21 protein-coding genes are annotated in these 26300 nt (G+C 69.5%); 8 read left to right on the forward strand and 13 right to left on the reverse strand.

All coding sequences use genetic code 11. The features are described from left to right. Positions 1-273: 273 nt before the first annotated feature. Together ABZS97_RS07940 and ABZS97_RS07945 are read left to right on the forward strand one after the other, a co-directional pair. A complete protein-coding gene (locus ABZS97_RS07940) occupies positions 274-1467 on the forward strand; it encodes a pyridoxal phosphate-dependent aminotransferase (protein ID WP_356134849.1) in 1194 nt (397 codons plus the stop codon). Positions 1468-1585: 118 nt separating this feature from the next. Next, on the forward strand, positions 1586-2803 hold the full coding sequence (locus ABZS97_RS07945) for a hypothetical protein (RefSeq protein ID WP_356134851.1): 1218 nt from the start codon (positions 1586-1588) through the stop codon (positions 2801-2803). Between the two features lie 21 nt (positions 2804-2824). On the opposite strand, the gene ABZS97_RS07950 is transcribed toward ABZS97_RS07945, so the two are convergent. Together ABZS97_RS07950 and clpB are read right to left on the reverse strand one after the other, a co-directional pair. Then, complete coding sequence (locus ABZS97_RS07950; protein WP_356134853.1) at positions 2825-3355, reverse strand: YbjN domain-containing protein; 531 nt, start codon at positions 3353-3355, stop codon at positions 2825-2827. 377 nt (positions 3356-3732) lie between these two features. Next, positions 3733-6330, reverse strand: a complete 2598-nt coding sequence (gene clpB / locus ABZS97_RS07955; RefSeq protein WP_356134855.1) for an ATP-dependent chaperone ClpB — start codon at positions 6328-6330, stop codon at positions 3733-3735. Positions 6331-6469: 139 nt separating this feature from the next. Here clpB and ABZS97_RS07960 point away from each other — a divergent pair, with 139 nt between their 5' ends. After that, positions 6470-6883 carry a TIGR03618 family F420-dependent PPOX class oxidoreductase gene (locus ABZS97_RS07960; protein WP_356134857.1) on the forward strand — a complete coding sequence of 138 codons (414 nt, stop codon included), beginning with the start codon at positions 6470-6472 and terminating at the stop codon, positions 6881-6883. 145 nt (positions 6884-7028) lie between these two features. Here the strand turns inward: ABZS97_RS07960 and ABZS97_RS07965 are convergent, their stop codons facing one another. Together ABZS97_RS07965 and ABZS97_RS07970 are read right to left on the reverse strand one after the other, a co-directional pair. Further along, positions 7029-7364, reverse strand: a complete 336-nt coding sequence (locus ABZS97_RS07965; RefSeq protein ID WP_356134859.1) for a hypothetical protein — start codon at positions 7362-7364, stop codon at positions 7029-7031. Beyond that, the gene (locus ABZS97_RS07970) at positions 7361-7630 is read right to left on the reverse strand and encodes a hypothetical protein (RefSeq protein WP_356134862.1); all 270 of its coding nucleotides are present in this window, start codon (positions 7628-7630) and stop codon (positions 7361-7363) included. The genes ABZS97_RS07965 and ABZS97_RS07970 overlap by 4 nt, the downstream gene beginning before the upstream one ends. Before the next feature lie 112 nt (positions 7631-7742). Between ABZS97_RS07970 and ABZS97_RS07975 the strand changes: the two genes are divergently transcribed. Together ABZS97_RS07975 and ABZS97_RS07980 are read left to right on the forward strand one after the other, a co-directional pair. Then, positions 7743-8753 carry a helix-turn-helix transcriptional regulator gene (locus ABZS97_RS07975; RefSeq protein ID WP_356134864.1) on the forward strand — a complete coding sequence of 337 codons (1011 nt, stop codon included), beginning with the start codon at positions 7743-7745 and terminating at the stop codon, positions 8751-8753. Then, entirely contained in the window at positions 8750-9733 is a 984-nt protein-coding gene (locus ABZS97_RS07980) for a helix-turn-helix transcriptional regulator (RefSeq protein WP_356134867.1), read from the forward strand. Before ABZS97_RS07975 ends, ABZS97_RS07980 begins: the two co-directional genes overlap by 4 nt. Here the strand turns inward: ABZS97_RS07980 and ABZS97_RS07985 are convergent. The 4 genes from ABZS97_RS07985 to ABZS97_RS08000 form a co-directional block, all read right to left on the reverse strand. After that, entirely contained in the window at positions 9687-10730 is a 1044-nt protein-coding gene (locus ABZS97_RS07985) for a LuxR C-terminal-related transcriptional regulator (protein WP_356134870.1), read from the reverse strand. The two genes, ABZS97_RS07980 and ABZS97_RS07985, sit on opposite strands and share 47 nt — an antisense overlap. Before the next feature lie 478 nt (positions 10731-11208). Then, the gene (locus tag ABZS97_RS07990) at positions 11209-11715 is read right to left on the reverse strand and encodes a hypothetical protein (protein ID WP_356134872.1); all 507 of its coding nucleotides are present in this window, start codon (positions 11713-11715) and stop codon (positions 11209-11211) included. 84 nt (positions 11716-11799) lie between these two features. Then, complete coding sequence (locus ABZS97_RS07995; RefSeq protein ID WP_356134874.1) at positions 11800-13278, reverse strand: hypothetical protein; 1479 nt, start codon at positions 13276-13278, stop codon at positions 11800-11802. A 336-nt stretch (positions 13279-13614) separates the two neighbouring features. Beyond that, positions 13615-14724, reverse strand: coding sequence for a substrate-binding domain-containing protein (locus ABZS97_RS08000; RefSeq protein WP_356134999.1), 1110 nt, complete (start codon positions 14722-14724; stop codon positions 13615-13617). Between the two features lie 318 nt (positions 14725-15042). On the opposite strand from ABZS97_RS08000, the gene ABZS97_RS08005 reads away from it, so the two are divergent. Beyond that, positions 15043-16740, forward strand: coding sequence for a PA14 domain-containing protein (locus tag ABZS97_RS08005; protein ID WP_356134876.1), 1698 nt, complete (start codon positions 15043-15045; stop codon positions 16738-16740). 76 nt (positions 16741-16816) lie between these two features. On the opposite strand, the gene ABZS97_RS08010 is transcribed toward ABZS97_RS08005, so the two are convergent. The 5 genes from ABZS97_RS08010 to ABZS97_RS08030 all read right to left on the reverse strand — a co-directional run bounded on the left by ABZS97_RS08010 (position 16817) and on the right by ABZS97_RS08030 (position 22149). Further along, positions 16817-17269 carry a helix-turn-helix domain-containing protein gene (locus ABZS97_RS08010; protein ID WP_356134878.1) on the reverse strand — a complete coding sequence of 151 codons (453 nt, stop codon included), beginning with the start codon at positions 17267-17269 and terminating at the stop codon, positions 16817-16819. 4 nt (positions 17270-17273) lie between these two features. Next, positions 17274-18461, reverse strand: coding sequence for a molecular chaperone DnaJ (gene dnaJ, locus ABZS97_RS08015; protein ID WP_356134879.1), 1188 nt, complete (start codon positions 18459-18461; stop codon positions 17274-17276). A 36-nt stretch (positions 18462-18497) separates the two neighbouring features. Next, complete coding sequence (gene grpE / locus ABZS97_RS08020) at positions 18498-19166, reverse strand: nucleotide exchange factor GrpE (RefSeq protein WP_356134880.1); 669 nt, start codon at positions 19164-19166, stop codon at positions 18498-18500. Next, on the reverse strand, positions 19163-21010 hold the full coding sequence (gene dnaK, locus ABZS97_RS08025; protein WP_356134882.1) for a molecular chaperone DnaK: 1848 nt from the start codon (positions 21008-21010) through the stop codon (positions 19163-19165). The genes grpE and dnaK overlap by 4 nt, the downstream gene beginning before the upstream one ends. Before the next feature lie 107 nt (positions 21011-21117). Continuing rightward, positions 21118-22149 carry an MraY family glycosyltransferase gene (locus tag ABZS97_RS08030; RefSeq protein WP_356134884.1) on the reverse strand — a complete coding sequence of 344 codons (1032 nt, stop codon included), beginning with the start codon at positions 22147-22149 and terminating at the stop codon, positions 21118-21120. Positions 22150-22408: 259 nt separating this feature from the next. On the opposite strand from ABZS97_RS08030, the gene ABZS97_RS08035 reads away from it, so the two are divergent. Both ABZS97_RS08035 and ABZS97_RS08040 read left to right on the forward strand, forming a co-directional pair. Further along, complete coding sequence (locus ABZS97_RS08035; RefSeq protein ID WP_356134886.1) at positions 22409-24700, forward strand: heterodisulfide reductase-related iron-sulfur binding cluster; 2292 nt, start codon at positions 22409-22411, stop codon at positions 24698-24700. A gap of 151 nt (positions 24701-24851) precedes the next feature. After that, positions 24852-26117: a VCBS repeat-containing protein gene (locus ABZS97_RS08040; protein ID WP_356134888.1), complete on the forward strand. Its 1266-nt coding sequence runs from the start codon at positions 24852-24854 to the stop codon at positions 26115-26117. The last annotated feature ends 183 nt before the right edge of the window (positions 26118-26300 follow it).

The raw sequence follows: 26300 nt of genomic DNA on the forward strand, positions 1-26300 counted from the left end.
TCCCAAATAACTATCGTCAACCCCATCTGGGGCTCTCCTGTGGTGTTTTTGGGCTCTGGGGGGGCCCCCACCGCCCCCCCCCCCCGCCGCTAGCGCTAGCGGCTCTTCCGGGCCTTGGGCCGGGCCGTCTGTGGGCCGTCCGAGAGTGGCCAACGCCGACAGACGACGACAGTTGCCAACAGCTCTCCCCCTGCTCAGAGGCGGTGCATCGGGTCCCACCCCAGGTGCCAAGCCCCGAAGGTGAGTTGAGGAACTCCAGAGCTTGGGCGCAGGATGACGGCCATGACCTCCAGCGCACGCCCCTTCCTCAACCGTCGGCTCGCCGAGTTCGGTACGACGATCTTCGCCGAGATGTCGGCCCTTGCCCTCAGCACGGGTGCGATCAACCTCGGCCAGGGCTTCCCCGACACGGACGGGCCCGAGGAGATCCGGGAGGCGGCGGTGCGCGCGCTCAGGGACGGCCGCGGCAACCAGTACCCGCCGGGCCCGGGCGTGCCCGAGCTGCGCACCGCGATCGCCGCGCACCAGCAGCGGCTGTACGCACTGTCGTACGACCCCGACACCGAGGTCCTCGTCACGGCGGGCGCCACCGAGGCCATCGCCGCGGCGCTGCTCGCCCTGGTCGAGCCCGGCGACGAGGTGATCGCCTTCGAGCCGTACTACGACTCGTACGCGGCGAGCATCGCGATGGCGGGCGGCACGCGGGTGCCGGTCACGCTGCGGCCGGACCATGCGTCCGCCTCGTTCCGGCTCGACCTCGACGAGCTGCGCGACGCCGTCACCGACCGCACCCGGCTGCTGCTCATCAACACCCCGCACAACCCGACCGGCACCGTGCTCACGCGCGAGGAGCTCGCCTTCATCGCCGAGCTGGCCGTCGAGCGCGACCTCCTCGTCGTGACGGACGAGGTGTACGAGCACCTCGTCTTCGACGACGCCGAGCACCTGCCGCTGGCCTGCTTCCCCGGCATGCGCGAGCGGACGGTGTCCATCGGGTCCGCGGGCAAGACCTACTCCTTCACCGGGTGGAAGGTCGGCTGGGTGACCGCCGCGCCCGGCCTGGTCTCGGCCGTCCGCTCGGCCAAGCAGTACCTGACGTACGTCGCCTCCGGGCCCTTCCAGTACGCCGTCGCCGAGGCGCTCGCGCTGCCGGACACCTACTTCGAGGCGTTCCGCGCGGACATGCGGGCCAAGCGGGACGTCCTCGCGGCCGGGCTCACCGAGGCGGGCTTCGAGGTCTTCCGGCCGGCGGGCACGTACTTCATCACGACCGACATCCGCCCGCTCGGCGAGTCGGACGGCTTCGCCTTCTGCCGTTCGCTGCCGGAGCGCGCCGGGGTCGTCGCCATCCCGAACGCGGTCTTCTACGACCACCGGGAGGCAGGGGCCCCCTTCGTACGGTTCGCCTTCTGCAAGCAGACCGGGGTGCTGGAGGAGGCAGCGAAGCGGTTGAAGGCGGCCTGGTAGGCCGCCCTCTACCAGCTGCCTCCGTGCCGTTCACCGAGGCGCGCCGGGGTAGCGCGACACGTACTCGCACGGTCCCCCAAAGCTCGCAAATCACCCACGCGGGACGCACAGTTCGGGTGTGACTCGCGCCAGCACCATCCCAGCCCTCGCCACCAAGGAACCCGGCGCTGAGGGCTGTGCCCACCCGTCCCGCCCTGCGGAACGCCTGCCCACCGCAGCGGCACGGGCGACCTGCGCCGCCCTCGGCCTGTTCGCGGCGGCCCGGCTGCTCGGCCTGGCCGTGCTCGCCGGGACCGCCTGGGCCACCGGCCACCGCCCCCTCGCCCTGCTGGGGCGGTCCTGGGACTCGCTCTGGTACCTGGGGATCGCGACGCACGGCTACGGACGGACGCTGTACTTCCGGCCCACCGTCATCCACAGCGACCTGGCGTTCTTCCCGCTCTACCCGGCGCTCGTCCGCGCCGTCACCACGCTCACCCCGCTCGGCGGCGGCGCGGCGGGCCTGCTCGTCTCGTGGTGCGCGGCCGCGGCCGCCGCGTGCGGGATGTACGCGATCGGGGCCCGGCTGTACGGCCGCGCGGTCGGCACCACGCTCGTGCTGCTGTGGGGCCTGCTTCCGCACTCGGTCGTGCTCTCCATGGCGTACACCGAACCCGTGCTCACGGCCTGCGCGGCCTGGTCGCTGTACGCCGTGCTCAGCGAGCGGTGGCTGTGGGCGGGCACCCTGGCGGCGCTCGCGGGCCTGTCCCGGCCCAACGGCTTCGCGGTCGCGGCCGCGGTCCTCGCGGCGGCGGCCTACGAGGTCTGGAAGCGGCGCGGGCGAAAAGTTCCCCACAGCCTGTGGACAGGCGCCGCGCTCGCGCCGCTCGGCTGGGGCGGCTACGTGCTCTGGGTGGGGCGGCGCAAGGGCGATCCGCTCGGCGGGTACTTCACGGTGCAGCGGCTGTGGGGCTCGCGCTTCGACCTCGGACACGGATCGCTGCACTTCATCCGGCACCTGTTGCTGCACGGGGAGCGGTTCGTGTTCCCCATGACGATGCTGATCGTCGCGGCGGGCGTGCTGCTCTACGCGCTGCTCGTCGCGGACCGCGCCCCGCTGCCGCTGCTGGTCTACAGCGGCGTCCTGCTGCTCGTCGTACTCGGCGGCTCCGGGTTCTTCGAGTCCAAGCCGCGCTTCCTGCTGCCCGCGTTCCCGCTGCTGATCCCGCTGGCGCGGGCGCTGGTGCGGACGGCAAGAGCCCGGCCCTGGCACGCGACCTTGGTGGTCGGCGCCCTGGCCGGGCTCTCGTTCGCCTACGGGGCGTATCTGGTGGTCATCGCCCGCACGCCCCTGTGAGTCCGTGCGTCCCCGGACGACCTACTCGTCGTCCTCGGGCTTCTCGTCGGCCTCGTCGATCTCCTCGGTGAGGCCGAGCTGCTCCACGAGCCACTTGTCGAACTCGATCGCGGCCCGCACCCAGCTGACCGTCGAGGACACGAAGTGCTCCAGCGCGACGCCGGTGCCGATCAGCATCTGCGCCTCGCCGATCAGACGGACACTGCCGTCGTCGTGCGTGTGGCTGTAGACCTTGGGCCACAGCGTGCGGCGGTTCCAGTCGTCGATCGCCTCGAGAAGCGCGGGCTTCTCGTCGATCTCGTGCGGCCGGTCGTAGAACGTCCGCACCGAGAAGACCTGCTGGTCACCCTCGCCGCGGAACATGAAGTACGTACGGAACTGCTCCCACGGCGCCGCGAGGTCACCCTCGTCGTCGACGACATACTTCAGCTCCATCTGCTCCAGGAGCTGCTTCACAAGGTCCTGATCCGGGACGACGGGGCCCGCCGGTCCGCCGGGCTGCGGCTCGGGCTGGCCCCCGAAGTTCGGAATCGAGGACGGGTCGATGCTCACCGTGTTTTTCCCTTCGTACGGATTCCGCCATCCTCCCCCATGCGGGGCGGGGGGTGGCAACCCCAGGCGGTGCCTGTCCGCCGGGGGCTGACACGATCCGGTCACCGGGGCCGTACCCGGACCGGCATCGATCGGTGACCCGGCCGGGTCACCGAGCCGAAAAGATCACGGCATGCACATGCGGAGAGAAGTCCGATGGCTCCTGTGGGGCCTGTGGCTGGGGTGCCTGGCCTTCGCCGTCTGGTTCATCGTGGCCGTGATCGTCGTCCTCACCGACGACTCCCCCCCTCAACCAGCTGCAAAACCTCGGCCCCCTTCCCCGGTGATCCCCACCGGGCAAGGGGGCCGTACGGCATCTTTTACGTCGTCCGCGACGGCTACAGCGTCTTGCCCGTCGCCGGCCCCACGATCAGTCCCTCGCCGAAGGCGTCCACGCGGACCGTGTCGCCGTCCTTGACCTCGCCCGCGAGGATCTCCTTGGCCAGGCGGTCGCCGATGGCGGTCTGCACAAGGCGGCGCAGGGGGCGGGCACCGTACGCCGGGTCGTTGCCCTCGTCCGCGAGCCAGGCGAGGGCCGCGTCGGTGACCTCCAGGGTGAGCCGGCGCTCCGCGAGACGCCTCGCGAGGCGGTCGATCTGGAGCCTCGCGATGCGCTCCAGCTCCGCCTTGTCGAGAGCCGAGAAGACCACCAGGTCGTCGAGCCGGTTGAGGAACTCCGGCTTGAAGGAGCTCCGTACGACCTCCAGGACCTGCTGCTTCTTCTCCTCCTCGGTGGTCAGCGGCTCGACGAGGAACTGGCTGCCCAGGTTCGAGGTGAGGACCAGGATGACGTTGCGGAAGTCGACCGTGCGACCCTGACCGTCCGTCAGGCGGCCGTCGTCCAGCACCTGCAGGAGGACGTCGAAGACCTCCGGGTGCGCCTTCTCGACCTCGTCGAGCAGGATCACGCTGTACGGGCGGCGGCGTACGGCCTCGGTGAGCTGGCCGCCCTCCTCGTACCCGACGTATCCGGGCGGCGCGCCCACGAGCCGCGCGACGCTGTGCTTCTCGCCGTACTCCGACATGTCGATGCGGACCATCGCCCGCTCGTCGTCGAAGAGGAAGTCGGCCAGCGCCTTGGCGAGTTCGGTCTTTCCGACGCCCGTCGGGCCGAGGAAGAGGAAGGAGCCGGTGGGGCGGTCCGGGTCGGCGATCCCGGCCCGTGAGCGGCGTACGGCGTCCGACACGGCCTGTACGGCCTCGAACTGGCCGATGAGCCGCTTGCCGAGCTCCTCCTCCATGCGCAGCAGCTTCTGCGTCTCGCCCTCCAGGAGGCGCCCGGCGGGGATGCCGGTCCAGGAGGCGACGACGTCCGCGATGTCGTCGGGGCCGACCTCCTCCTTCACCATGGTGTCCTTGGAGACCTCCTCCTCGGCCTCGGCAGCCTCCTCCAACTCCCTTTCCAGGGTGGGGATCTCGCCGTAGAGCAGCTTGGAGGCGGTGTCGAAGTCGCCGTCGCGCTGGGCGCGTTCGGCCTGGCCGCGCAGCTCGTCGAGCTTCTCCTTCAGCTCACCGACGCGGTTGAGGGACTGCTTCTCCTTCTCCCAGCGGGCGGTGAGGCCGCGCAGTTCCTCCTCCTTGTCGGCGAGGTCGCGGCGCAGCTTGTCCAGGCGCTGCCGGGAGGCGGGGTCGGTCTCCTTGCCGAGGGCCAGCTCCTCCATCTTCAACCGGTCTACGGCGCGCTGGAGTTCGTCGATCTCGACCGGCGAGGAGTCGATCTCCATGCGCAGCCGGGAGGCCGCCTCGTCGACGAGGTCGATGGCCTTGTCGGGCAGGAAGCGGGAGGTGATGTACCGGTCGGAGAGGGTGGCTGCCGCGACCAGTGCGCTGTCGGCGATCTGGACCTTGTGGTGGGCCTCGTAGCGGCCCTTGAGCCCGCGCAGGATCGCGATCGAGTCCTCGACGGTGGGCTCGGCGACCAGCACCTGCTGGAAGCGGCGCTCCAGCGCCGGGTCCTTCTCGATCCGCTCGCGGTACTCGTCGAGCGTCGTCGCGCCGACCATGCGCAGCTCACCGCGGGCGAGCATCGGCTTCAGCATGTTGCCGGCGTCCATGGCGGAGTCGCCGCCGGCGCCCGCGCCCACGACGGTGTGCAGCTCGTCGATGAAGGTGATGATCTGGCCGTCGCTGCCCTTGATCTCGGCCAGGACGGTCTTGAGGCGCTCCTCGAACTCACCGCGGTACTTGGCGCCCGCGACCATCGCGCCGAGGTCCAGCGCAACGAGCCGCTTGTTCTTCAGGGACTCGGGCACGTCGCCCTTGACGATCCGCTGGGCGAGCCCCTCGACGACGGCGGTCTTGCCCACGCCGGGCTCGCCGATGAGGACGGGGTTGTTCTTGGTGCGCCGGGACAGCACCTGCACGACCCGGCGGATCTCCTGGTCCCGTCCGATGACGGGGTCGAGCTTCCCCTCACGCGCGGCGGCGGTGAAGTCCGTACCGAACTTTTCGAGTGCCTTGTACTGGCCCTCGGGATCCGGGGAAGTCACCCGGCGTCCTCCCCTGGTCTCCTGGAACGCCTCAAGCAGCTTTTTCGCACTGGCGCCCTGCCCGGACAGTACGTCACCGGCGGCGCCGCCCTTCGCGGCGATCCCGACGAGCAGGTGCTCGGTGGAGAGGTACTCGTCGCCGAGCTCCTTCGCCTTCGCCTGTGCTTCGGCGATGACGGCGAGCAGTTCGCGGCTGGGCTGCGGGGGCGCGACGGTGGAGCCGGTCACGCTGGGCAGCGCGGCCAGGACGCGGTCGGCGCCGGTGCGCACGGACGCCTGGTCGGCGTCGACGGCGGCCAGCAGGTCGATGATGTTCTCGTTGTCCTGCCCCTCAAGGAGCGCGAGGAGCAGGTGGGCGGGGGTGAGGTCCGGGTGCCCGGCGGACACGGCCCGGTCACTGGCCGCGTTGATCGCGTCCCGGCTCCTGTTGGTCAGCTCGGCGTCCACGTTCGCGTTCTCCTCCTTGCGTCAGCTTGCGTCAGCGGTGGGCGACTCCCGCCCTAACACTGCCTTGGGCAACGTACACAAAGTTGAGTCTATTCCACTCAAGGTCCTGCCGGGAGGCCTACCGGCTAGGTTCTCCTCCATGGCCACGTACCCCGTGAATCCGCGTGATCCCGACCCCTCGTACCTCACCTTCTGGCAGGAGCGGCACCTGTGCACGCTGACCACGCTGCGGCCCGACGGCAGCCCGCACGTGGTGCCCGTCGGGGTGACATACGACCCGGAGGCGGGTCTGGCGCGGATCATCACCAACAAATCCAGCGCGAAGGTCGGACATGTGCGCGCCGCCGGCCCCGACGGCGCGCGGGTCGCGGTCTGCCAGGTGGACGGGCGGCGCTGGGCCACGCTGGAGGGACAGGCGTACGTACGCACCGAGCCGGAACCCGTCGCGGAGGCCGAGCGGCGCTACGCGGAGCGGTACGGGCGGGTGCCCTCGCCGAACCCGTCCCGCGTGGTGATCGAGATCGAGCTGCGGACAGCGATGGGGAGAGGCTGAAATCAACCGGTGCCGAGTCGGCCCCGGGATGCGAGGATGTGCTGAGTTTTCCCCGAAAACTGCAGCGGCGTCACCGTGTTCAGGTCACGGTGACGCCGCTGCGGGGGGAAGTACCTGCGCGATCTACTACGACGGGGGAATCGCGTCAGGCACTGCGGGGGGTGGCTGAGATGGTCTGTACGTCCGGGGCATCCGGCTCCACCAGCTGATGGTCACGCTGGTCCAGGTTCACAAAGATCATTCCGTATCGAATGGCGCACCGAACCGGCTGCGGCGCCCCCCGAGGCCGTCGCAGACACCGGTACGCCCGTACGTCGTCGTCGTCATCCCGGGTGACGACGACAGGTTCTCCGAACACGGTCACCATCAATGAGTCACCGCTGTGGGGGATGGCGGTGGCCAGATCGATGAAGTGCCAGCCGGAGCGGTAGGCCGTGGCCATTTCGCGGCGGAAGGAGCGGTCGTCGGGTGGGATGGTCATGCGTCCGCGTCCGCCGGTGCCTGCCAGCCGACATCTCGCGTACCGCTACCGGAGACGACCTGCCAGCCGACATCCTGTGCGACGACCTGCCAGCCGACATCCTGCGTTCCATCGGTGTGGGCAACCGCACTTCCGGCGGTGTGGGAGGTGATCTGCCAGCCGACGTCGAGAGGACCGGCCGCGCCGAAGGCCAGTGCCGCAGCAACGACGCCCGTAGCAAGCACCGAGCGAAGCATTCTCTTTTTCATGGTCGGCTTCGTCCTCACTTGATGGCTTCCTCTCCCCCGCGAAATAAGACGATGGCTCATTCAGGCACGTCAATGCCACACAAGAGATGCATCATGTTCCTGCACGTTCAGGACCCTGGGGGGTGGAGATTTGCCAACAAAAAGCACAAAGCCGACACATCCTCATGGCATAAGCGAGTTGTGTGCCGAAGGTACGCGCCTCTATGCCAGTGCGCTCGGCGCCGGGCGCATCTCCCGCGACGAGGTCGAGCCCGCTCCCTGCCTGCTCGAATTCGCGCTGTTGCACCCGGACCCGGACGACGCGAACTGGTTGCGTCCCGTGCCGCCGTCCGTCGTACTCGCACAGCAGCTCCAACCCCTGGAACAGGAGATCCAGAACCGTCGCAGGCTGACCCTCGACCTCACAGATGCCTTCCAGCCGTTCCTGACCATCAGCGCCCAGAAGCCGGCCACCACGCACGCCATCACCGTGCTGGAGGGCGTCAGCCGTATCAACGCGACGCTCGACGTGGCGATAGCGGAGGCTCGCACCGAGGTCCTGACCATCCAGCCCGGCGGCAGCCGGCCCGAGCACATCCTGAGTCAGGCCCTGAAGCGGAGCCAGCCCCTGATCGAGCGGGGCATCTCCGTGCGCACGCTGTACCAGCACACGGTCCGGCACAGTCAGAGCACCTTCGCGTACATGGACAAGATGGCCGGCGCCAAGGTCGAGATCCGCACACTCGAAGAGCTCATCGAGCGGCTCATCATCTGCGACCGGACCGTCGCCTTCATCCCGGCCCAGGACGACCGGCAGGTGGCCCTGGAACTCCGCCACCCCGGTCTCGTGCAGTACCTGATCAAGGTGTTCGAACAGCTCTGGCAGCGGGCGACACCCCTGATGGACGAGGTTCCCTACGAGGCGACTCCCGAGGGCATCACGGGCGTCCAGCGCTCCATAGCCAAACTCCTCATCGACGGCCACGTCGACGAGGCCATCGCCCGCCGCCTCGGGATGAACGTCCGCACCTGCCGCGCCCACATCGCCAAGCTCGCCTCGGCCCTGGGCAGCGGAAGCCGCGCACAACTCGGCTTTCTCATCGCGCAGTCGGGGATCCTCGACCAGGGTCACTCCATACCGATACCGGAGAGCAACAGGTGACCACCCGGGGCCACGAGCACGCCGTCGACGAGCTGTGCGAGGCAGGCCTGGCCCTGTACGCCCGCGCTCTGCACGAGGGGCGCGTACGCAGTGCGGACACCGACGAAGCACCCTGCCTCGTCGACTTCGGGCTGCTGCACCCGGCCGTGGAGGATCTGACCTGGCTGGAGCCCGTCGCTCCCGCCGCCGCCCTCCACCGCCTGCTGCGGACCTCCGAGGAGCGCATCGCGGGCGAACGGCAGCGCGAGGTGCGGCTGGCCGAGGCGTTCGAGCCGCTGATGCGGCTGGACGGCCGTCACACGGAGACGGCGGACACCCCGACGCTCCGCATCCTCAGTGGCCGCCGGCGCATCAACCTGGCCATCACCGAGGCCATGGCCCCACCGTCCCGGGAGCTCCTCGCCATCCAGCCGCACAGCGGCCTGACGACCGAGAGCCAGGCCGCGTCGCTGGAACGCGACCAGGCGATGCTGGACCGCGGCGGCCGCATACGGACCCTGTATCAGCACACGCTCCGCCACTCCCCCGCGGTGACCGCCCGTTACGAACTGCTGAAGGGCGACGTAGAGGTCCGCACCCTGGACGAAGTCACCGAGCGCCTCCTCATCGTGGACCGGACCGTGGCGTTCATCCCTGCCAGCAAGGACCGCACCCTGGCCCTGGAGGTCGGCCACCCGGCGCTGCTCGACTACTTCGCCACCGCCTTCGAGCGGTTGTGGCGCCTGGCCACTCCCATGTACCCCGAGGCCGTCCAGCGACCGTCGCTGAACGGCGTCACACCCCGCCAGATCGCCATCGCCGCCCTCCTCGTGGAAGGCCACACCGACACCGTCATAGCCGACCGCCTCGGGATGAACGTCCGTACGGCGCGCGTGCACATCGCCAAACTCGCCGCGAGCCTGGGCAGCGAGAGCCGCGCCCAACTCGGCTACCTCATCGGGCAGTCGGGGATCCTGGAGCAGGAACAGCAGAACCGCTGACGGGCAGCGGATCGGGCGGGCGCAGGGGACCGTCCAGCCCCGCCTGGGCGATCCTGACGCCCAGTTGTGTGCGGCTGGCGGCGCCCAGGGTCTCGGACAGCCGGGCGATGTGGGCGCGGCAGGTGCGGACACTGATGCCGAGGCGTTCGGCGATGGCGGCGTCCTGGTGGCCCTCCGCCAGCAGGGTCGCGATCGAGCGCTCCCGGTGGGTGATGCCCTCGATGCCCGTCGAGGGGAGCGGGGCGGCCAGCGGGATCGCCAGCCGCCACAGCCGCTCGAAGACGGTGACCAGGTAGTCCACCAGCGCCGGGTGGCGCAGCTCCAGCGCTATCGTGCGGTCCGCGTTGGCGGGGATGAAGGCGACCTTGCGGTCGAAGAGGATGAGCCGCTCCACGACCTCGTCGAGGGTGCGGGCCTCGGCGGCGTCCCCCATCAGCTCCATGTAGTTGTGCAGGCCCTGGCCGTGCCGGGCGACATGCGTGTAAAGGTCGCGCATACGGACGCCGCGGCGGCGCATCTCCAGTGCCCGGTGCAGCCCCTCCGACAGTTCGTCCTCGCGGCGGATGCCGCCCGGCTGCACGGTGAGCACCTCGGTCGTACAGGCCTCGGTGGCCTCGTCCATGGCGACCCGGATACGCGCCAGCCCGTCGAGGACTCGGATCGCGACGCTGTCGGCGGGGCCCTGGACGCGTCCGCCCAGCCCGGCGTACCACTCGAAGGCGGCCACCGCGTCGCTCATCCGCGCCTGACCGGCGGTGACTTCGTCGTAGACACCGCGCAGCAGCCGGGTCATGACCTCCTGCGGGGAGGTCGGCACCAGCCAGTCCATGTCGTCGGGGTCAGGGTGCAGCAGCGCCAACTCGACCAGACAGGGCACCGCTTCGGCGTCCGAGCGCGGCACCCGTCCGCGCCGTACCGCGCGGGAATACACCCGGTCCCCGGCGTCGCACAGCCGGTCAGGGCCGTGCGGATGTGTGTCCGTCCCGTGCCCGGCCATCTTCCACTCCTGGCTCCAACGCCTGGCTCCAGCGCCTTCCGCAGCGACACTATGCGCGGCCTGGCCCGCCTCCGCAACACGGCTCCGCAGCTCAGCCGCCCCGAATTCCTCCTTTACATCCGGAATTGCCCCTGCCTCCGCCCGTCCCCTTGCCATCACATGAAGGTGCCGCGTCCCAAGTGTGCGGTGCGAGGCGGGCACGCTTCCCGAGCGGCCGCGCCGCCCGGGCCGCCGTGGCCGGAATTCGCCCCCGGGTACGGGACTGCCGTGCCCCGGCGGAATCCGCGTGAGCGGCCGGCATTCACCGAGTGGCCGGAGCGCTACGGAGCGCATCGGCTGTCAGCTCATGGCGGACATATTTGACGCGTACGCGTTGGCCGATGCGGGACGGGGGACAGGGGGACAAGGAGACAGCAAGGGGGCTTAAGGGTCTTGGGGAGCACAACGGGCGTATGCCGCGCTGATGTTCGCGGGCCGGCTACTCGGCGTCCTTGCGGTAGTCGGTCGCCACGCAGCCCGCCGCGACGTCCTCGCGGTGGTAGCCGTCCGGGGTCTGCATGCCCGGGTCGCAGTCGAGGATGTACAGGCCGGCGTCGATCAGCTTGTCGACGTCCTGGTCGCGGTCGACGTCGAGCGCGAAGTCCTTGCCGATCAGCAGGGAGTTGCCGTCGCCGTCCTGCGATGCCATGGACTGTGCGAACACCTTCATGTCGGTGACGTGGAGGAAGTCGATGTCACCGCTCTCCTGGTCGCACTCCCCGCCGCCGTCGAGACCGTTGATCCCCTCGCCCCGGATCTCCGAGAGGTCGTCGGCGCCGAGGAAGTCGATGTCCTCGCAACCGACCTTGTCCTTGAGGAAATCGGCCACGCCCTGCTGGTCGTCGGCCTGGGGAGGCCCGTCGTCGCTCCCGCACGCGGTGACGGTGAGGGCGAGCAGCAGGGCGCAGGCGGAGGCGGCGGGGGCGGCGGGGATGCGGGTACGCACAGGGGACCTCTGTGGGTGGCGGTGGGGAAGGGGAACGGGAGGGAGACAGGAGGCGGGGACAGAAGGCGGGGGCAGGAGGCGGGGTCAGGACTCGGAGGGGGCGAAGGTGAAGAAGCCGTCCTCGGTGCTGAGGTAGCCGTATCCCGTGGCCGCGTCCACGAAGGGGATGTGGTCCTCGGGGAGGTTCTTGACGAGGACCTTGCGGGTGCGGGCGTCGACGACGAGGCCCGTGTCGCCGTCCGTGAGCCCGTAGAGGACCGAGCCGTCCGCCGTGAACCGCACGGGGTCCAGGGCGGTTTCGCCCTCCGTCTGCGCCCAGAGCTGCTTGCCGTCGGCGACCTGCCACACCGCCGTACCGTCGAACTCCCCGATCTCCTCCCTGTCCTTGGCGGCCAGTTCGCCGGAGGGCGAGAGCAGTGCGTCCTCCGGGGCCTCGTACGAGCCGGTCAGGGCGCCGCTCTTCACGTCGTACCAGGCGTACATCCAGGAGGACGCGGTGACGTTCGCACTCCACGCGACGAGAACCTTGCCGTCGGCGACGCGCACCACGCGCACCGCGCCGGACTGCCGCTCGCCGTCGTCGTCCAGGGCAACGCCCTTGGGTACCTCGACGTCGGCGGTGCTCCAGACCTGCTTGCCGGTGGCGAGGTCGCTCAGGGTGATCTGCTCGCGGTCGTTGTCGTAGTTGGTCGCGTTCAGGAAGCCCGCGTAGTACTGGCCGCTGATCAGCGGGGCGTGTGTGGCGAAGCCGTCGGCGGTGCCGGTCTCCGGGTGGAACTCGCACTGGGCCAGCTGGCCGGTGCAGGTGATGGTGCGCGTGGTGCCGCCGTCGATGGGGACGAGGCGGATGACGTCGTCGTCGAGCTCGACGCGGTAGCCCTCCGTCAGCAGGCGCGGGTCGTCGTTGTTGTACTTGTCCTGCGGCACGGGGCTGCTGCCCAACTTGGCGCCGTGCGCGTCGTACAGGGTGGCCGTGGAGGTCTTCTTCGCCTCGGTCAGCCCGTCGGAGGCGGAGGTCGAGGAGGTGGCGACCGCGACCGCCGGGGCGCCGTCGTGCCAGGTCGTGGCGGTGACCGAATCGGTCTTCACCTTCAGGGACTTGGTGACCGCGCCGGTCTTCGCGTCCCTGAACTCCAGGGTCAGGCTCTCCGGTTCGTCGGAGGAGTGCAGGAAGTGCTTCTCGCCCTGCTCGCTTCCCTTCTCCGGACCGGAGTTGTCGACGTACTTCCCGCTCGCGTCCTTGGCGAACAGCAGCGTCTCACCGAGGTCCAGCGCGCCGGGCGTACCGCCGCCTTCGGTGGGGGGCAGACTCCAGGCGGCCTTCTTCGCGAACCCGGGCAGCTCGGGGCCCTTGTAGGCGGGGCCGCCGGTTGCGGCTGCCCTGCCACCGGACCCGGCGTTCTTCCCGCCGTCCGTGCCGTCCCCGTCGGAGGACCCGCCGCCGCACGCGCTCAGCAGCACCAGGCCCGTGACCGCGGCCACGACCTTGACCGCGGTGGCGCTCCGCGCCCGCAGCAGGCCCCGCTGACGTATCCCGCCGTCCGTCCCGTCCGTCCCGTCCATCGGATCGCATCCCCCGTCGTCCTGTGACCCGGTGCCCCGGTGATCATTGTGTTGCAGCCGGTCACCATAGACGATCAACAACCCTGCCTTGACCAGCCGTTGACCTGATCGACAGGGATTGCCCCCTTCTCCCCCCTGGAAGTGTGGCCATCTCCACAAGACCTCCGCGCTCCGGCCGCCCGCCCGAAACCCCGACAACCGGCGTCGCGCCAGGACTTGTTGGCGGCCCGCCCCGCACTCGCCGGCTTCGGCACAACGCGCAGACCCCCACCCCGGATGCGGAAGGGCGGGGGTGGGGGTCTGCGGAGGCGTGGGCCCGGGAAAGGGCCCGCAGGGCTACTTCAGGCCCGTGATGGTCGAGCAGGCCGCCTTGTACTTGGCCGTGCAGATCTCTTTGACCGTGTAGATGCCGTCGTCGACGACCGTGTCGGCGATGTTGTCCTTCGTGAGGGCGATCACGGGGACCATCTGGGACGGGATGGCCTTGTCGGTCGGGCTGTCCGTCTTGTCGCGGGTGAGGGCGTCGAACTCGATGCCGCGGCCCTGGACCTTCGCGACGGCCATCTCGGCGGCGGCGGACGCCTCCTGCGGGTACGACTTGTAGACGCTCATGTACTGGTCGCCCGCGACGACACGCTGCACCGCGTCCAGCTCCGCGTCCTGCCCGGTGACCGGCGGGACCTTGCTGACGCCCGCGGTCTTCAGGGCGTCGATGACGGCGCCCGCCATGCCGTCGTTGGCGGAGTAGACGGCCGCGATCTTGTCCAGGCCGATCTTGGAGATCGCCTCCTGCATGTTGGCCTTGGCGTTCTCCGGCTTCCAGTCCTTGGTGTCGTAGGACTCGGCGATGTTCACCTTGCCCTTGAGCTCGGAGAGCGCGCCCTCCTTGAACTGGGCGGCGTTCGGGTCGGTGACCGACCCGTTCATCATCACGATCTTCTTGGACTCCGCGTCGGTCCCCAGCGCCTCAAGAATGGCCCTGCCCTGCACCTGGCCCACGAGCTCGTTGTCGAACGAGATGTACGCGTCGATCGGCCCCTGCGCCAGACGGTCGTAGGCGATGACGGGGATACCCGCGTCCTTCGCCTTCTTCACGTCGCCCGCGATCGCCTTGGAGTCCACCGCGTCCAGGAGGATCACGTCGACCTTGTCGGTGATCATCTGCTGGAGCTGGGCGCTCTGCTTGTCCGCGTCCTGCTCGGCGTTGACGTAGTCGACCTTGCCCTTTTTGTGAGTGAGCTCGGCCACCTGCTGCTTGATGATCGGATAGTCGAACTTCTCGTAACGCGAGTTCTCCTTCTCCGGAAGGAGCAGCCCCACCGTGATGTCGTTGCCCTTCTTCGGGCTCGCCGAGCTGCTGCCACCACCGATCCCGTCCACCACACCACAGGCGGAGAGCGAGAGGGCCGCGGCGGAGCCGGCCAGGGCTATGGCCGTACGACGCATACGGGTGTTACGAGTGTTCACATCACGTGCCTTCCGGACGAGGACGCAGTATTGCGACCCAGGTGGCTGAAAGCCAACGCGGCGTTCACCGCAGCGTCAAGGAGTAACCACTTAACGAGATGGCAACAGCGTTCTGTGTTTCCCGCGTGAAGACAGTGTCGCAGGGAGCCCGCACCTCCGTTTCGCCGCCTCCACCATTTGGGACGCCCACCGTCGAGACGTACTTCCTCACCTGCGCGTACAACCAACTCCCCGCCTTGCGAGTCGTGATCGTCAACGGTTCTCCCCTGCCGTTGACGATCAGGACTGAAGGAACGCATGAACCCAACCAGACGCACGACGGCCGCAGTCGCCACCACCGTCGTGCTCTCCACCGCGGGCACCCTCCTCGGCCTCACGGTCGCCCCCGCGTCCGCCGCCGTGACCTGCACCTCGCCGGTCTACAAGCGGCAGTTCTTCGCGAGCACCAGCTTCTCCGGTACGCCGGCGAAGACGGACTGCGACGACAGGATCGACCAGGACTGGGGCACCGGCGCCCCCGCCTCCGGCCTGCCGTCGAACAACTTCGGCGTTCGCTGGACCGTCACCCGCGACTTCGGCTCCGGCGGCCCCTTCGCCCTCCCCGTCGCGACTCAGGACGGCCTCCGCGTCTACCTCGACGGCACCCGCAAGGTCGACCTCTGGAAGAACGTCTCCTCCACGGTCACGAAGACGGTCAACATCACCGTCCCCGCCGGCAAGCACACCCTCCGCGTCGACTACGTCAACTGGACGGGCTCGGCGAACGTCGAGGTCGACTATGTGCCCCGCACCTCCGCAGACGTCGACAAGGTCAAGCCTCTCGCCCCGAGCGGCGCATCGAGCTCATACGACGGCGACACGCTGAAGGCGACCGTCAAGTGGTCGCGGAACAAGGAGATGGATCTCGCCGGCTACCGCGTGTACCGCCGTCTCAAGGGCAGCAGCGCCTGGACGAAGCTGACCACTACGACGGCCGCGACCACCTCGTACATCAACACTCCGCCCGCGACGGGCGCGACGTACTACTACGAGGTCCGCGCCGTCGACAAGGCGGGCAACGAGTCGGCCGGCAGCACCGACCAGCCGGTCACGACCGCCGACAAGACCCCTCCTCAGGTCCCCTCCGGGCTCACCGCCGTCGACGGGCAGCCCGGGATCGCGCTGGCCTGGAAAGCCGTGCCGGGAGCGGCGAGTTACACCGTGTACCGCCGCTGGGAGGACGATGGCGGCGACAATCCCACCCTTAAGGTGACGAAAGCCACCACCGCCTCCTGGACCGATGCCACGGCCAAGGAGAACCTGTACTACACCTACTGGGTCACCGCGGCCGACAGCGCCGGCAACCCATCCACGAAGTCAGCACCCGCCCACGTGAGGCGCGGCGACCACGCACCCTCCGCACCTACGGGCCTGACGGCCTCCACGACGGCCACCGGCGTCACACTCACCTGGAAGGCCCCGACAACTCCCGTCACCCAGGACCTGGTGCGCTACCGGATCTACCGCAAGGGGTGGCTCGTGGACGAGGTCCGCGCCACGGGGACCACCTTCACCGACACCACCGTGCTGCAGGGCACCGCATACGCGTACACGGTGACCGCCGTGGACAACGTGGGCAATGAGTCGGTCGCGTCGGCACCTGCCACAGGCACCGCGCCGGCGACCGGGCTCGCCCCGGCTCCCGTCACCGGACTGACCGGCGCCATGGACGGCGACGAGATCGGCCTGCGGTGGCAGCGCAGCCCCGACAGCGACGTGGACCACTACGACGCCTATCGCGGGGTGCTCGTCAACGGGGTGTGGGAGTACGAGCGTTGGGGCGAGACCTACCAGGGCGAGGAGGACCAGAAGATCCTGGGCTTCTTCGACGAGATCTATGAGCCACAGGGCGAGACCGTGCGATGGGCCGTGATCGCCGTGGACGAGTACGGCAACTCCCGATTCGGCACCGGTGAGGAGTTCTCGTACGTCACGGTCACCGAACCGGGCGCGTGAACCCACGAACGCGTCCACACGACGAAGGGGCCTGGAGGTTCGGACGAACCTCCCGGCCCCTTCTCACGTGTGCACGTCAGTCGGACGACTGCTGCCGCTTCGGCCGCCACACCACCAGCGCGCTCGTCTGCTGGACCTCCTGGTACGGGACGAGGTCGCGGCGGTAGGAGGCGTGGACAGCGGCCTCGCGCTGCTGCATGGCCGCGGCGGCGCCCTCGACGGCGGACGACAGCTCCGCCACGCGGGCCTGCAGCGCGGCGACCTGGTTCTCCAGCTCGATGATGCGCTTGATGCCGGCGAGGTTGATGCCCTCGTCCTGCGACAACTGCTGGACGGTGCGCAGCAGTTCGATGTCGCGGGCCGAGTAGCGGCGGCCCCGCCCTGCGGTGCGGTCGGGGGAGACCAGGCCGAGGCGGTCGTACTGGCGGAGTGTCTGCGGGTGCAGGCCGGACAGCTGGGCCGCCACCGAGATGACGTAGACCGGGGTTTCCTCGGTCAGTTCGTAGGGGTTGCGACGACGGCCGTCCATCTGCTCATGCTCCCTTCGCGGCCTGGAACAGCTCCGCCCGCGGGTCCTCGCCCGCGGTTGCCTCGCGATACGCCTCAAGGGCGTCACGAGCCTTGCCCGACACATCCTGCGGAACCGTCACCTCGACGGTGACCAGGAGGTCACCACGGGTGCCGTCCTTGCGCAGCGCGCCCTTGCCACGGGCGCGCATCGTGCGCCCGTTGGGCGTGCCCGGCGGCAGCTTCAGGGTGACCGGCGAGCCGCCCAGGGTGGGGACCCGCACCTCGCCGCCGAGTGCCGCCTCGGTGAACGTCACCGGGACGGTCACCGTCAGGTTGTCGCCCTTGCGGCCGAAGACCGGGTGCGCGTGGACGTGCACGGTGACGTACAGGTCGCCCGCCGGACCGCCCCGTTCACCCGGTGCTCCCTTGCCGCGAAGGCGGATGCGCTGGCCGTCGGAGACACCCGAGGGGATGCGCACCTGCATGGTCCGGGAGGACTTGGCACGGCCCGAGCCGCTGCAGATCTCGCAGGGGTTCTCCGCGATCAGGCCGCGGCCCTTGCAGTCGGGGCAGGGGTCGGTGAGCGAGAACCCGCCGCCCGAGCCCCGAGCGACCTGACCGGTGCCGACGCACGTCGGGCACACGCGCGGTGTGCCGTTGGCGTCGCCGGTGCCCGAGCAGGCCTTGCAGGGTGCCTGTGAGGTCATGCGGAGCGGGACGGTCGCGCCGTCCACCGCCTCCGTGAAGCTGAGGGTGACCTCGGTGTCGATGTCCTGGCCGCGCCGGGGCTGTGTCCGCGTGCCCGTGCCGGCGCCCGCACCGCTCCGGTTGAACAGGCCCCCGAAGACGTCCCCGATCCCGCCGCCGAAGCCGCCCTGGGACGTGCCTGTCTGGGCGCCGCCTCCGAAGAGGTCACCCAGGTCGAAGTTGAAGGAGCCGCCGCCGGCGCCCGGGCCGGGGCGGAAGCCGCCGTTGCCGAAGAGGGCGCGGGCCTCGTCGTACTCCTTGCGCTTCTTGGCGTCACCCAGGACGTCGTTCGCCTCGGAGATCTCCTTGAAGCGCTCCTCGGCCTTGGCGTTGCCCTTGTTGGCGTCCGGGTGGAACTCGCGGGCGAGCTTCCGGTACGCCTTCTTGATCTCGGCCTCGGTGGCGTCCTTGGGGACGCCGAGGACCTTGTAGAAGTCCTTCTCGATGAAGTCCTTGGTGCTCATCCCCGACGTCCCTCCTTCCTCACGCGTTCTTCAACGTCAGCCCTCGTCCGGGCCACCGTTCTCCTTCTCGTCGGCAGCCTCGGCCGCGGCGTCCTCGGCCTTGACCGGCTGCGCACCGGGCTGGGGTTCGGCCACGGCCACCCGCGCGGGGCGGATGGTGCGCTCGCCGATCCGATACCCGGGCTGCAGAATCGCCACGCACGTCGTCTCGGTGACGTCCGGCGCGTACGAGTGCATCAGGGCCTCGTGGATCGTCGGGTCGAAGGGCTCGCCCTCCTTGCCGAACTGCTGCAGGCCCATCTTCGCCGCGACGGTCTCCAGCGACTCGGCCACCGACTTGAAGCCGCCGACCAGTTCGCCGTGTTCGCGCGCGCGGCCGATGTCGTCGAGCGTGGGCATGAGCTCGGTCAGGAGGTTCGCGATGGCGATCTCCTTGACCGCGATCCGGTCGCGCTCGACCCGGCGGCGGTAGTTCTGGTACTCGGCCTGGAGCCGCTGGAGGTCCGCCGTGCGCTCGCCGAGCGCCGTACGCACCTGGTCCAGCTGGGCCGTCAGACCGGCCGCCTGAGCGGCTGCCGATGCGTCCCCGGCCGGGGCCGCCCCCTCCTCCGAAGAGGGGGAGGCGGCCTTCGGCTCGGCGTCTTCGGGGGTGGCGCCGGAAGGGACGTCAGGCTTCTCGTCGAAACCCGGGGTCTCCTCCGTCACGCGGCACCGTCCTTACGGTCCTCGTCGACGATCTCGGCGTCGACGACGTCGTCGTCAGCGGCCTTGGCCTCGCCCTGCGGGGCCTCGGCACCACCGGCGGCCTGCGCGGCCTGCGCGTCGGCGTAGAGGGCCTGACCCAGCTTCTGCGAGACGGCGGCGACCTTCTCGGTGGCCGTACGGATCTCGGCGGTGTCCTCGCCCTTGAGCGCGGCCTTCAGCTCCTCGACGGACGCCTCGACCTCGGTCTTGACGTCGCCGGGGACCTTGTCCTCGTTGTCCTTGAGGAACTTCTCCGTCTGGTAGACGAGCTGCTCGCCCTGGTTGCGGGCCTCGGCGGCCTCGCGGCGACGGTGGTCCTCGTCCGCGTACTGCTCGGCCTCCTGGCGCATGCGGTCGACCTCGTCCTTCGGCAACGAGGAGCCGCCGGTGACGGTCATCTTCTGCTCCTTGCCCGTGCCGAGGTCCTTCGCGGTCACGTGCATGATGCCGTTGGCGTCGATGTCGAAGGCGACCTCGATCTGCGGGACACCGCGCGGGGCCGGCGGCAGACCGGTCAGCTCGAACATCCCGAGCTTCTTGTTGTACGCCGCGATCTCGCGCTCGCCCTGGTAGACCTGGATCTGCACGGAGGGCTGATTGTCCTCGGCGGTGGTGAAGATCTCGGACCGCTTGGTCGGGATCGTGGTGTTCCGCTCGATGAGCTTGGTCATGATCCCTCCCTTGGTCTCGATACCGAGGGACAGCGGGGTCACGTCGAGGAGCAGGACGTCCTTGACCTCACCCTTGAGGACACCGGCCTGGAGCGCGGCACCGATGGCCACGACCTCGTCCGGGTTGACGCCCTTGTTGGCGTCCTGGCCACCGGTCAGCTCCTTGACGAGCTCGGCGACGGCGGGCATACGCGTCGAACCACCGACGAGAACGACGTGGTCGATCTCGGAGAGGTTGATGCCGGCGTCCTTGATGACGTTGTGGAACGGCGTCTTGCAGCGCTCCAGAAGGTCGGCCGTCAGCTGCTGGAACTGAGCGCGCGTGAGCTTCTCGTCCAGGTGCAGCGGGCCCTCGGCGGACGCCGTGATGTAGGGCAGGTTGATCGAGGTCTCGGTGGAGGAGGACAGCTCGATCTTGGCCTTCTCGGCAGCCTCGCGGAGGCGCTGGAGGGCCATCTTGTCCTTGGACAGATCCACGCCGTGGCCGGACTGGAACTGCTTCACCAGGTAGTCGACGACGCGCTGGTCCCAGTCGTCACCACCGAGGTGGTTGTCACCATTGGTGGCCTTCACCTCGACGACGCCGTCGCCGATCTCCAGGAGGGACACGTCGAAGGTGCCGCCACCGAGGTCGAAGACGAGGATCGTCTGGTCGTCCTTGTCGAGGCCGTAGGCCAGCGCGGCGGCGGTCGGCTCGTTGACGATGCGCAGGACGTTCAGGCCCGCGATCTCGCCGGCCTCCTTCGTCGCCTGGCGCTCGGAGTCGTTGAAGTACGCCGGGACGGTGATGACCGCGTCGGTCACCTTCTCACCGAGGTACGCCTCCGCGTCACGCTTGAGCTTCTGCAGGATGAACGCGCTCATCTGCTGCGGGTTGAAGTTCTTCCCGTCGAGCTCGATCTTCCAGTCCGTACCCATGTGACGCTTCACGGACCGAATGGTCCGGTCCACGTTGGTGACCGCCTGACGCTTGGCCACCTCGCCGACGAGCACCTCACCGTTCTTGGCGAAGGCGACGACGGACGGCGTGGTCCTGGCGCCCTCTGCGTTGGTGATGACGGTGGGCTCGCCGCCTTCAAGAACGCTGACGACGGAGTTAGTCGTGCCCAGGTCGATGCCGACCGCACGTGCCATTTCAATTCCTCCAGCTGCCTACTTGAGTGGATCTGGCTCAAGTGTGCACGACACCCGGCGCCCGGTCAACAGAGCTGAGTCGTGGGGGCTCAACTCTTATCCGTTCCTTACACGCAAGTAGGCGCTGACCTGGGGTTTCTTCGGGCGTCAACCGCCCGCACCCCCGGCAGGAGTGACAGTCCGAGGACGACCAGGGCCGCCCCACCCGCCACCCAGAGCGCTGCCGTCGCTTCCAGCCAGCCCAGATGGATCATCAGCCCGACGAAGGCTCCGGCGAAGGAAGCGACCCCCACGACCACCGTCGCACCCCGGGACGTCAGCCCCAAACGCCGCAGCCGGTGCGCCAGATGCCCGCTGCGGCGCCGGGCCACGAGCACCAGGACGACATCGACACTCGCCACGGCCGTCAGCGCGAACAGCGCCCCCGCGCTCACCCCGGCCCCCCGCCCCGTGTGCACCAGCACCGCCGCCGAGGCCAGCACGAACCCGGTGAACAGCGCACCGCAGCGGCCGGAGCCGATCCGGGCCGGCGGCCAGTTCTGCATCAGGAACCCGGTGAGCGCGGCGGCCAGCACGCTCAGCAACGCCGCGAGACCGTCCATCATCTCGGCGGCCGCGCACCCGCTCAGCGCGAAGGCGGTCACCACGGCGACGGTCCCCATGACACCGTCGGCATGGTCGAGCGAGGCGAAGGCGAAGGTGACGAAGACGATCCAGCCGACGGCCGGCACCGCGAGCGCGGGCCCGAGTTCGCCGTACGGCACGGTCCAGGCGGCGGCCCCGGCCACCACGAGCAGCCGTACCGCAAGAGGCACCGCCCGCACATCCGTGACCAGGCCGAGCGCGCCGACGGCGATCCCGGCGAGCAGCAGCCCGCCCCCGTCGGCCCCGAGCGGAGCCACCCCGCTCCAGTCACCGGCGCCGGCCACGATCCCCGTCCCGGCGACGACGGCGAGGCCACCGAGCAACGGCACCCGCCGCAGCCGCCGCCGCTCGACAAGCCCGAAGCCCGGCCCGAGACGCGGCCCCAGTCGCGGCCCCAGGCGCGGCCCCAGGCGCAGCGCGAGCGACCGCAGCAGCGCGGCGAGCACGGCAGTGAGGAAGAGGGCAGCGGTGGCGGCGGCGATTCCGTACAACACAGCGCCAACTTATTCGTGAATGTCACAATATTGCGTGAATAACACGATCTGGTTTTACGGCCCCGGTGAGCGACCCGCCTCGGGCCCGGAAGGGACGCGCCCCACTCAGGGGAACCTCAGCGACACAGATCACCGCGCCCCTGGCTACAGTGCGGCAGAAGATATGGGTAGTCTCAGACGGACTGCATAAGTTACCGCTTAGTAATAGACTGCTGAGCCCACCACAAAGCCCCGCCTCGCAGGCCCGAGGAGCCCCCAAATGCAACTCGCCGCGATCATCGTGTCGCTGGTTCTGACCGTGGTCGGCGTTGCGCTGCTCGCACGCGCCATCGGCCAGTTCGTCCGGTACTTCAAGCTCGGCCAGCGCCTGCCCGCCGGCGCCCGCACCGACAACCCCTACCAGCGCAGCGTGACGCTGGTGAGGGAGTTCCTCGGCCACACCCGGATGAACCGGTGGGGCATCGTCGGCTTCGCCCACTGGTTCGTGGCCGTCGGCTTCCTGACGCTGCCGCCGACCCTCGCCCAGGCCTTCGGGCAGCTCTTCAAGGCCGACTGGGTGCTGCCGTTCGTCGGCGACTTCCTGCCGTTCGAGCTGTACATCGAGTTCATCGGTGTGATGACGATCCTGGGCATCGCGGTGCTCATGGTGATCCGGCTGCTGAGCCTGCCCTCCCGGGCCGGCCGCAAGTCCCGGTTCGCGGGCTCCAAGGCCGGTCAGGCGTACTTCGTCGAGTACGTCATCCTCACCATCGGTCTCGCCATCTACGTGCTGCGCGGCCTGGAGGGTGCGCTCCACCACGTGGAGGGCTACGAGGCCGGGTACTTCGCCTCGTACCCGCTGGTCCTGGCCTTCAAGGGCCTGAGCGTGTCGGCGCTGCAGAACCTGGTGTACCTGGTCGCGATGGTCAAGATCGGCACCTCGTTCATCTGGATGATCGTGGTCTCGCTGAACACCAACATGGGTGTGGCCTGGCACCGCTTCCTCGCCTTCCCGAACATCTGGTTCAAGCGGAACGCGACCGGCGGCACGGCCCTCGGCGCGCTCCAGCCGATGACGTCGGGCGGCAAGGCCATCGACTTCACCGACCCCGGAGAGGACGACGTCTTCGGTGTCTCCCAGGTCGAGCAGTTCTCCTGGAAGGGCCTGCTGGACTTCTCCACCTGCACCGAGTGCGGCCGCTGCCAGTCGCAGTGCCCCGCCTGGAACACCGGCAAGCCGCTCTCGCCGAAGCTCCTCATCATGTCGCTGCGCGACCACGCGCACGCCAAGGCGCCGTACCTGCTCGCGGGCGGCGGCAAGGACATGGAGGGCAACGAGAAGGCTTCGGCCGAGGCGTTGAAGGACGTGCCCGCGGCGGCGCTGGCCGAGGCCGAGCGCCCCCTCATCGGCACCCTCGAAGAGAACGGCGTCATCGACCCGGATGTCCTGTGGTCCTGCACCACTTGCGGCGCCTGCGTCGAGCAGTGCCCGGTCGACATCGAGCACATCGACCACATCGTCGACATGCGCCGCTACCAGGTGATGATCGAGAGCGCGTTCCCCTCCGAGGCGGGCACGATGCTCAAGAACCTGGAGAAGAAGGGCAACCCCTGGGGTCTTGCCAAGAAGCAGCGCCTGGAGTGGACGAAGGAGGTCGACTTCGAGATCCCGGTCGTCGGCCGCGACATCGAGGACCTCTCCGAGGTCGAGTACCTGTACTGGGTCGGCTGCGCCGGCGCCCTGGAGGACCGCGCGAAGAAGACCACGAAGGCCTTCGCCGAACTCCTCCACATCGCGGGCGTCAAGTTCGCGATCATGGGCGGCGACGAGAAGTGCACGGGTGACTCCCCGCGCCGTCTCGGCAACGAGCCCCTGTTCCAGGAGCTCGGCATGGAGAACGTGGCCGCGCTGAACATGGCCTTCGGCGAGGAGACGGACGACGAGGGCAACGTCACCGCGGACTCGAAGAAGCCGAGGTCGGCGAAGAAGATCGTCGCCACCTGCCCGCACTGCCTCAACACCATCGGCAACGAGTACCCGCAGCTCGGCGGCGACTACGAGGTCATCCACCACACCCAGCTGCTCCAGCACCTCATCGACGAGGGCAAGCTGCTGCCGGTGACCCCGGTCGAGGGTCTGATCACCTACCACGACCCCTGCTACCTGGGCCGCCACAACAAGATCTACACGCCGCCGCGCGAGATCATGTCCGCCGTCCCGGGCCTGCGCCAGCAGGAGATGCACCGCCACAAGGAGCGCGGCTTCTGCTGCGGCGCCGGCGGTGCGCGGATGTGGATGGAGGAGCGCATCGGCAAGCGCATCAACAACGAGCGTGTCGACGAAGCGCTGTCGCTGAACCCCGACATCGTCTCCACCGCCTGCCCGTTCTGCCTCGTCATGCTGACCGACTCGGTCAACGGCAAGAAGAACGACGGCAAGGCGAAGGAGTCCGTCCAGGTCGTCGACGTAGCGCAGCTGCTGCTCGACTCGGTGAAGACGCCGGCCGACGACGAGCCCCCGGCGGGCGAGACCGAGTCGGAGAGCGCGCCCGAGCCGGAGCCGGTGAAGTAACCGCCCCTCCGTTTCGGACAGTTCCCTGCAGCCGACACCCCCAGGCCCGGTCCGGGCCCGGGGGTGTCGTCGTATCTCGAACGCGTGCATCATTGCCGAGGCGTTGTCGATGGTGCTCACGAGGTGAACGGTGCGCGTGCAAAGAGGCACGATGGGTACGGCGGCCTTCTGCTGCGTCCTGCTGCTCGCCGCCTGCGGCCCCACCGCCGGCCCCGACGCCGCCCGGCACAGCCCCGCGAAGGTCGCGAAGGGCCCCGCCGCGCTTCCCGTCCCCCGCGGCAAGGGCAGCAAGACGCCCGACGACTTCAACGGTGACGGCCACCGCGACCTCGTCCTGAACGACCTGGTCAAGGACCAGAGCCACGCCGACGACGCGGGCATCGGCATCGTCTACGGCGGCGCCCACGGACTCACCCCGGCCGCCCGGCAGTTGCTCGGCCCCGGCAAGCAGGCCGCGCCGACCAAGGGCCGACTGCCCGCCGTGTTCGACGCGGAGGCGAGCTGCGACCTGGACAAGGACGGCTTCACCGATCTCGTCGTATCGACCGATCCGCCGTACGACGGCCAGGGGCGGCCCCCGGTCCCTCTCCAGATCCTCTTCGGCTCCCCCGCCGGACCGACCGGCAGGGCGGTGAAGCTGACGGTCCCCGCGCGGGCGCGTTTCGGCAACGACTGGCCCGACCAGCCCGTGTGCGGCGACTTCGACGGCGACGGCGCCCAGGACCTGGTCGTGCACGCCTCCGAGGGCCGACTCAGCTATCTGCGCGGCCCGTTCACCCGCAAGGGCGCCCCGCGCGCGGCGGGCAAGCCCCTCCCCTCGCCGGGCAACGTACCGACCGCCCCCGCAGCCGACGTGAACCGCGACGGATACGACGACCTCCTCGTCCGTACGGCGGAGGGCCCCGCCAAGTCCGCGATCGTCCTCGGCGGCCCGGCGGGCCCCACCCGTACGGCAACCGTCCTGCCCGCCGGCCTCGACGTCGCCCTCGGCCGCTTCGGCAGGGGCAAGGCGCTGGACGCGGCGGTCGGCGCGATGGGGGAAACGTCCCTGCGCTACGACCTGCCGGCCGCCGGGCGCGGCAGCCTCGCCTCCGCCGGCTCGATGCTCGACGCCGCCGACTTCGACGGCGACGGATTCAGCGAGCTCGTCTCCAGCGGGGCCCGGTTGCGCGTGTTCCGGGGCCGTACGACCGGACTCTCGACGGCCGGCGCGGTCACCGTCGCGCCCCCGGACCAGGGCACCACCCGGATAGCCGCGGTGGGCGACTTCGACGGGGACGGACGGGCGGACCTGGTGGTGCGGACGTACCGGGGCGAGACCAGGGACACGATCGCGGTGTACCCGGGGTCCAAGAAGGGGCTGATCGCGGCGAAGCCCTCGGTCACCTTCTCCAGCGCCGAGTTCCTGACGCCCTGACGAGCGTTCCTCGCCTCAGGGACCTCGAAAATTTACCGAACACACGTACAACCCTTACGTGCCGTTGAAGGTCTCCTGATCGCTGACCGATCCGCACGCCCCGGGAACACCTCCCGGCTCGGCGCAGGCGGGCGGTCCGCACCCCATCGACTGCGGATGCCCGCCAGGCATCCCCGCATGCCG

It is taken from the genome of Streptomyces sp. NPDC005485 (genome assembly GCF_040606085.1).
In the GTDB taxonomy this organism is placed as follows: Bacteria; Actinomycetota; Actinomycetes; order Streptomycetales; family Streptomycetaceae; genus Streptomyces.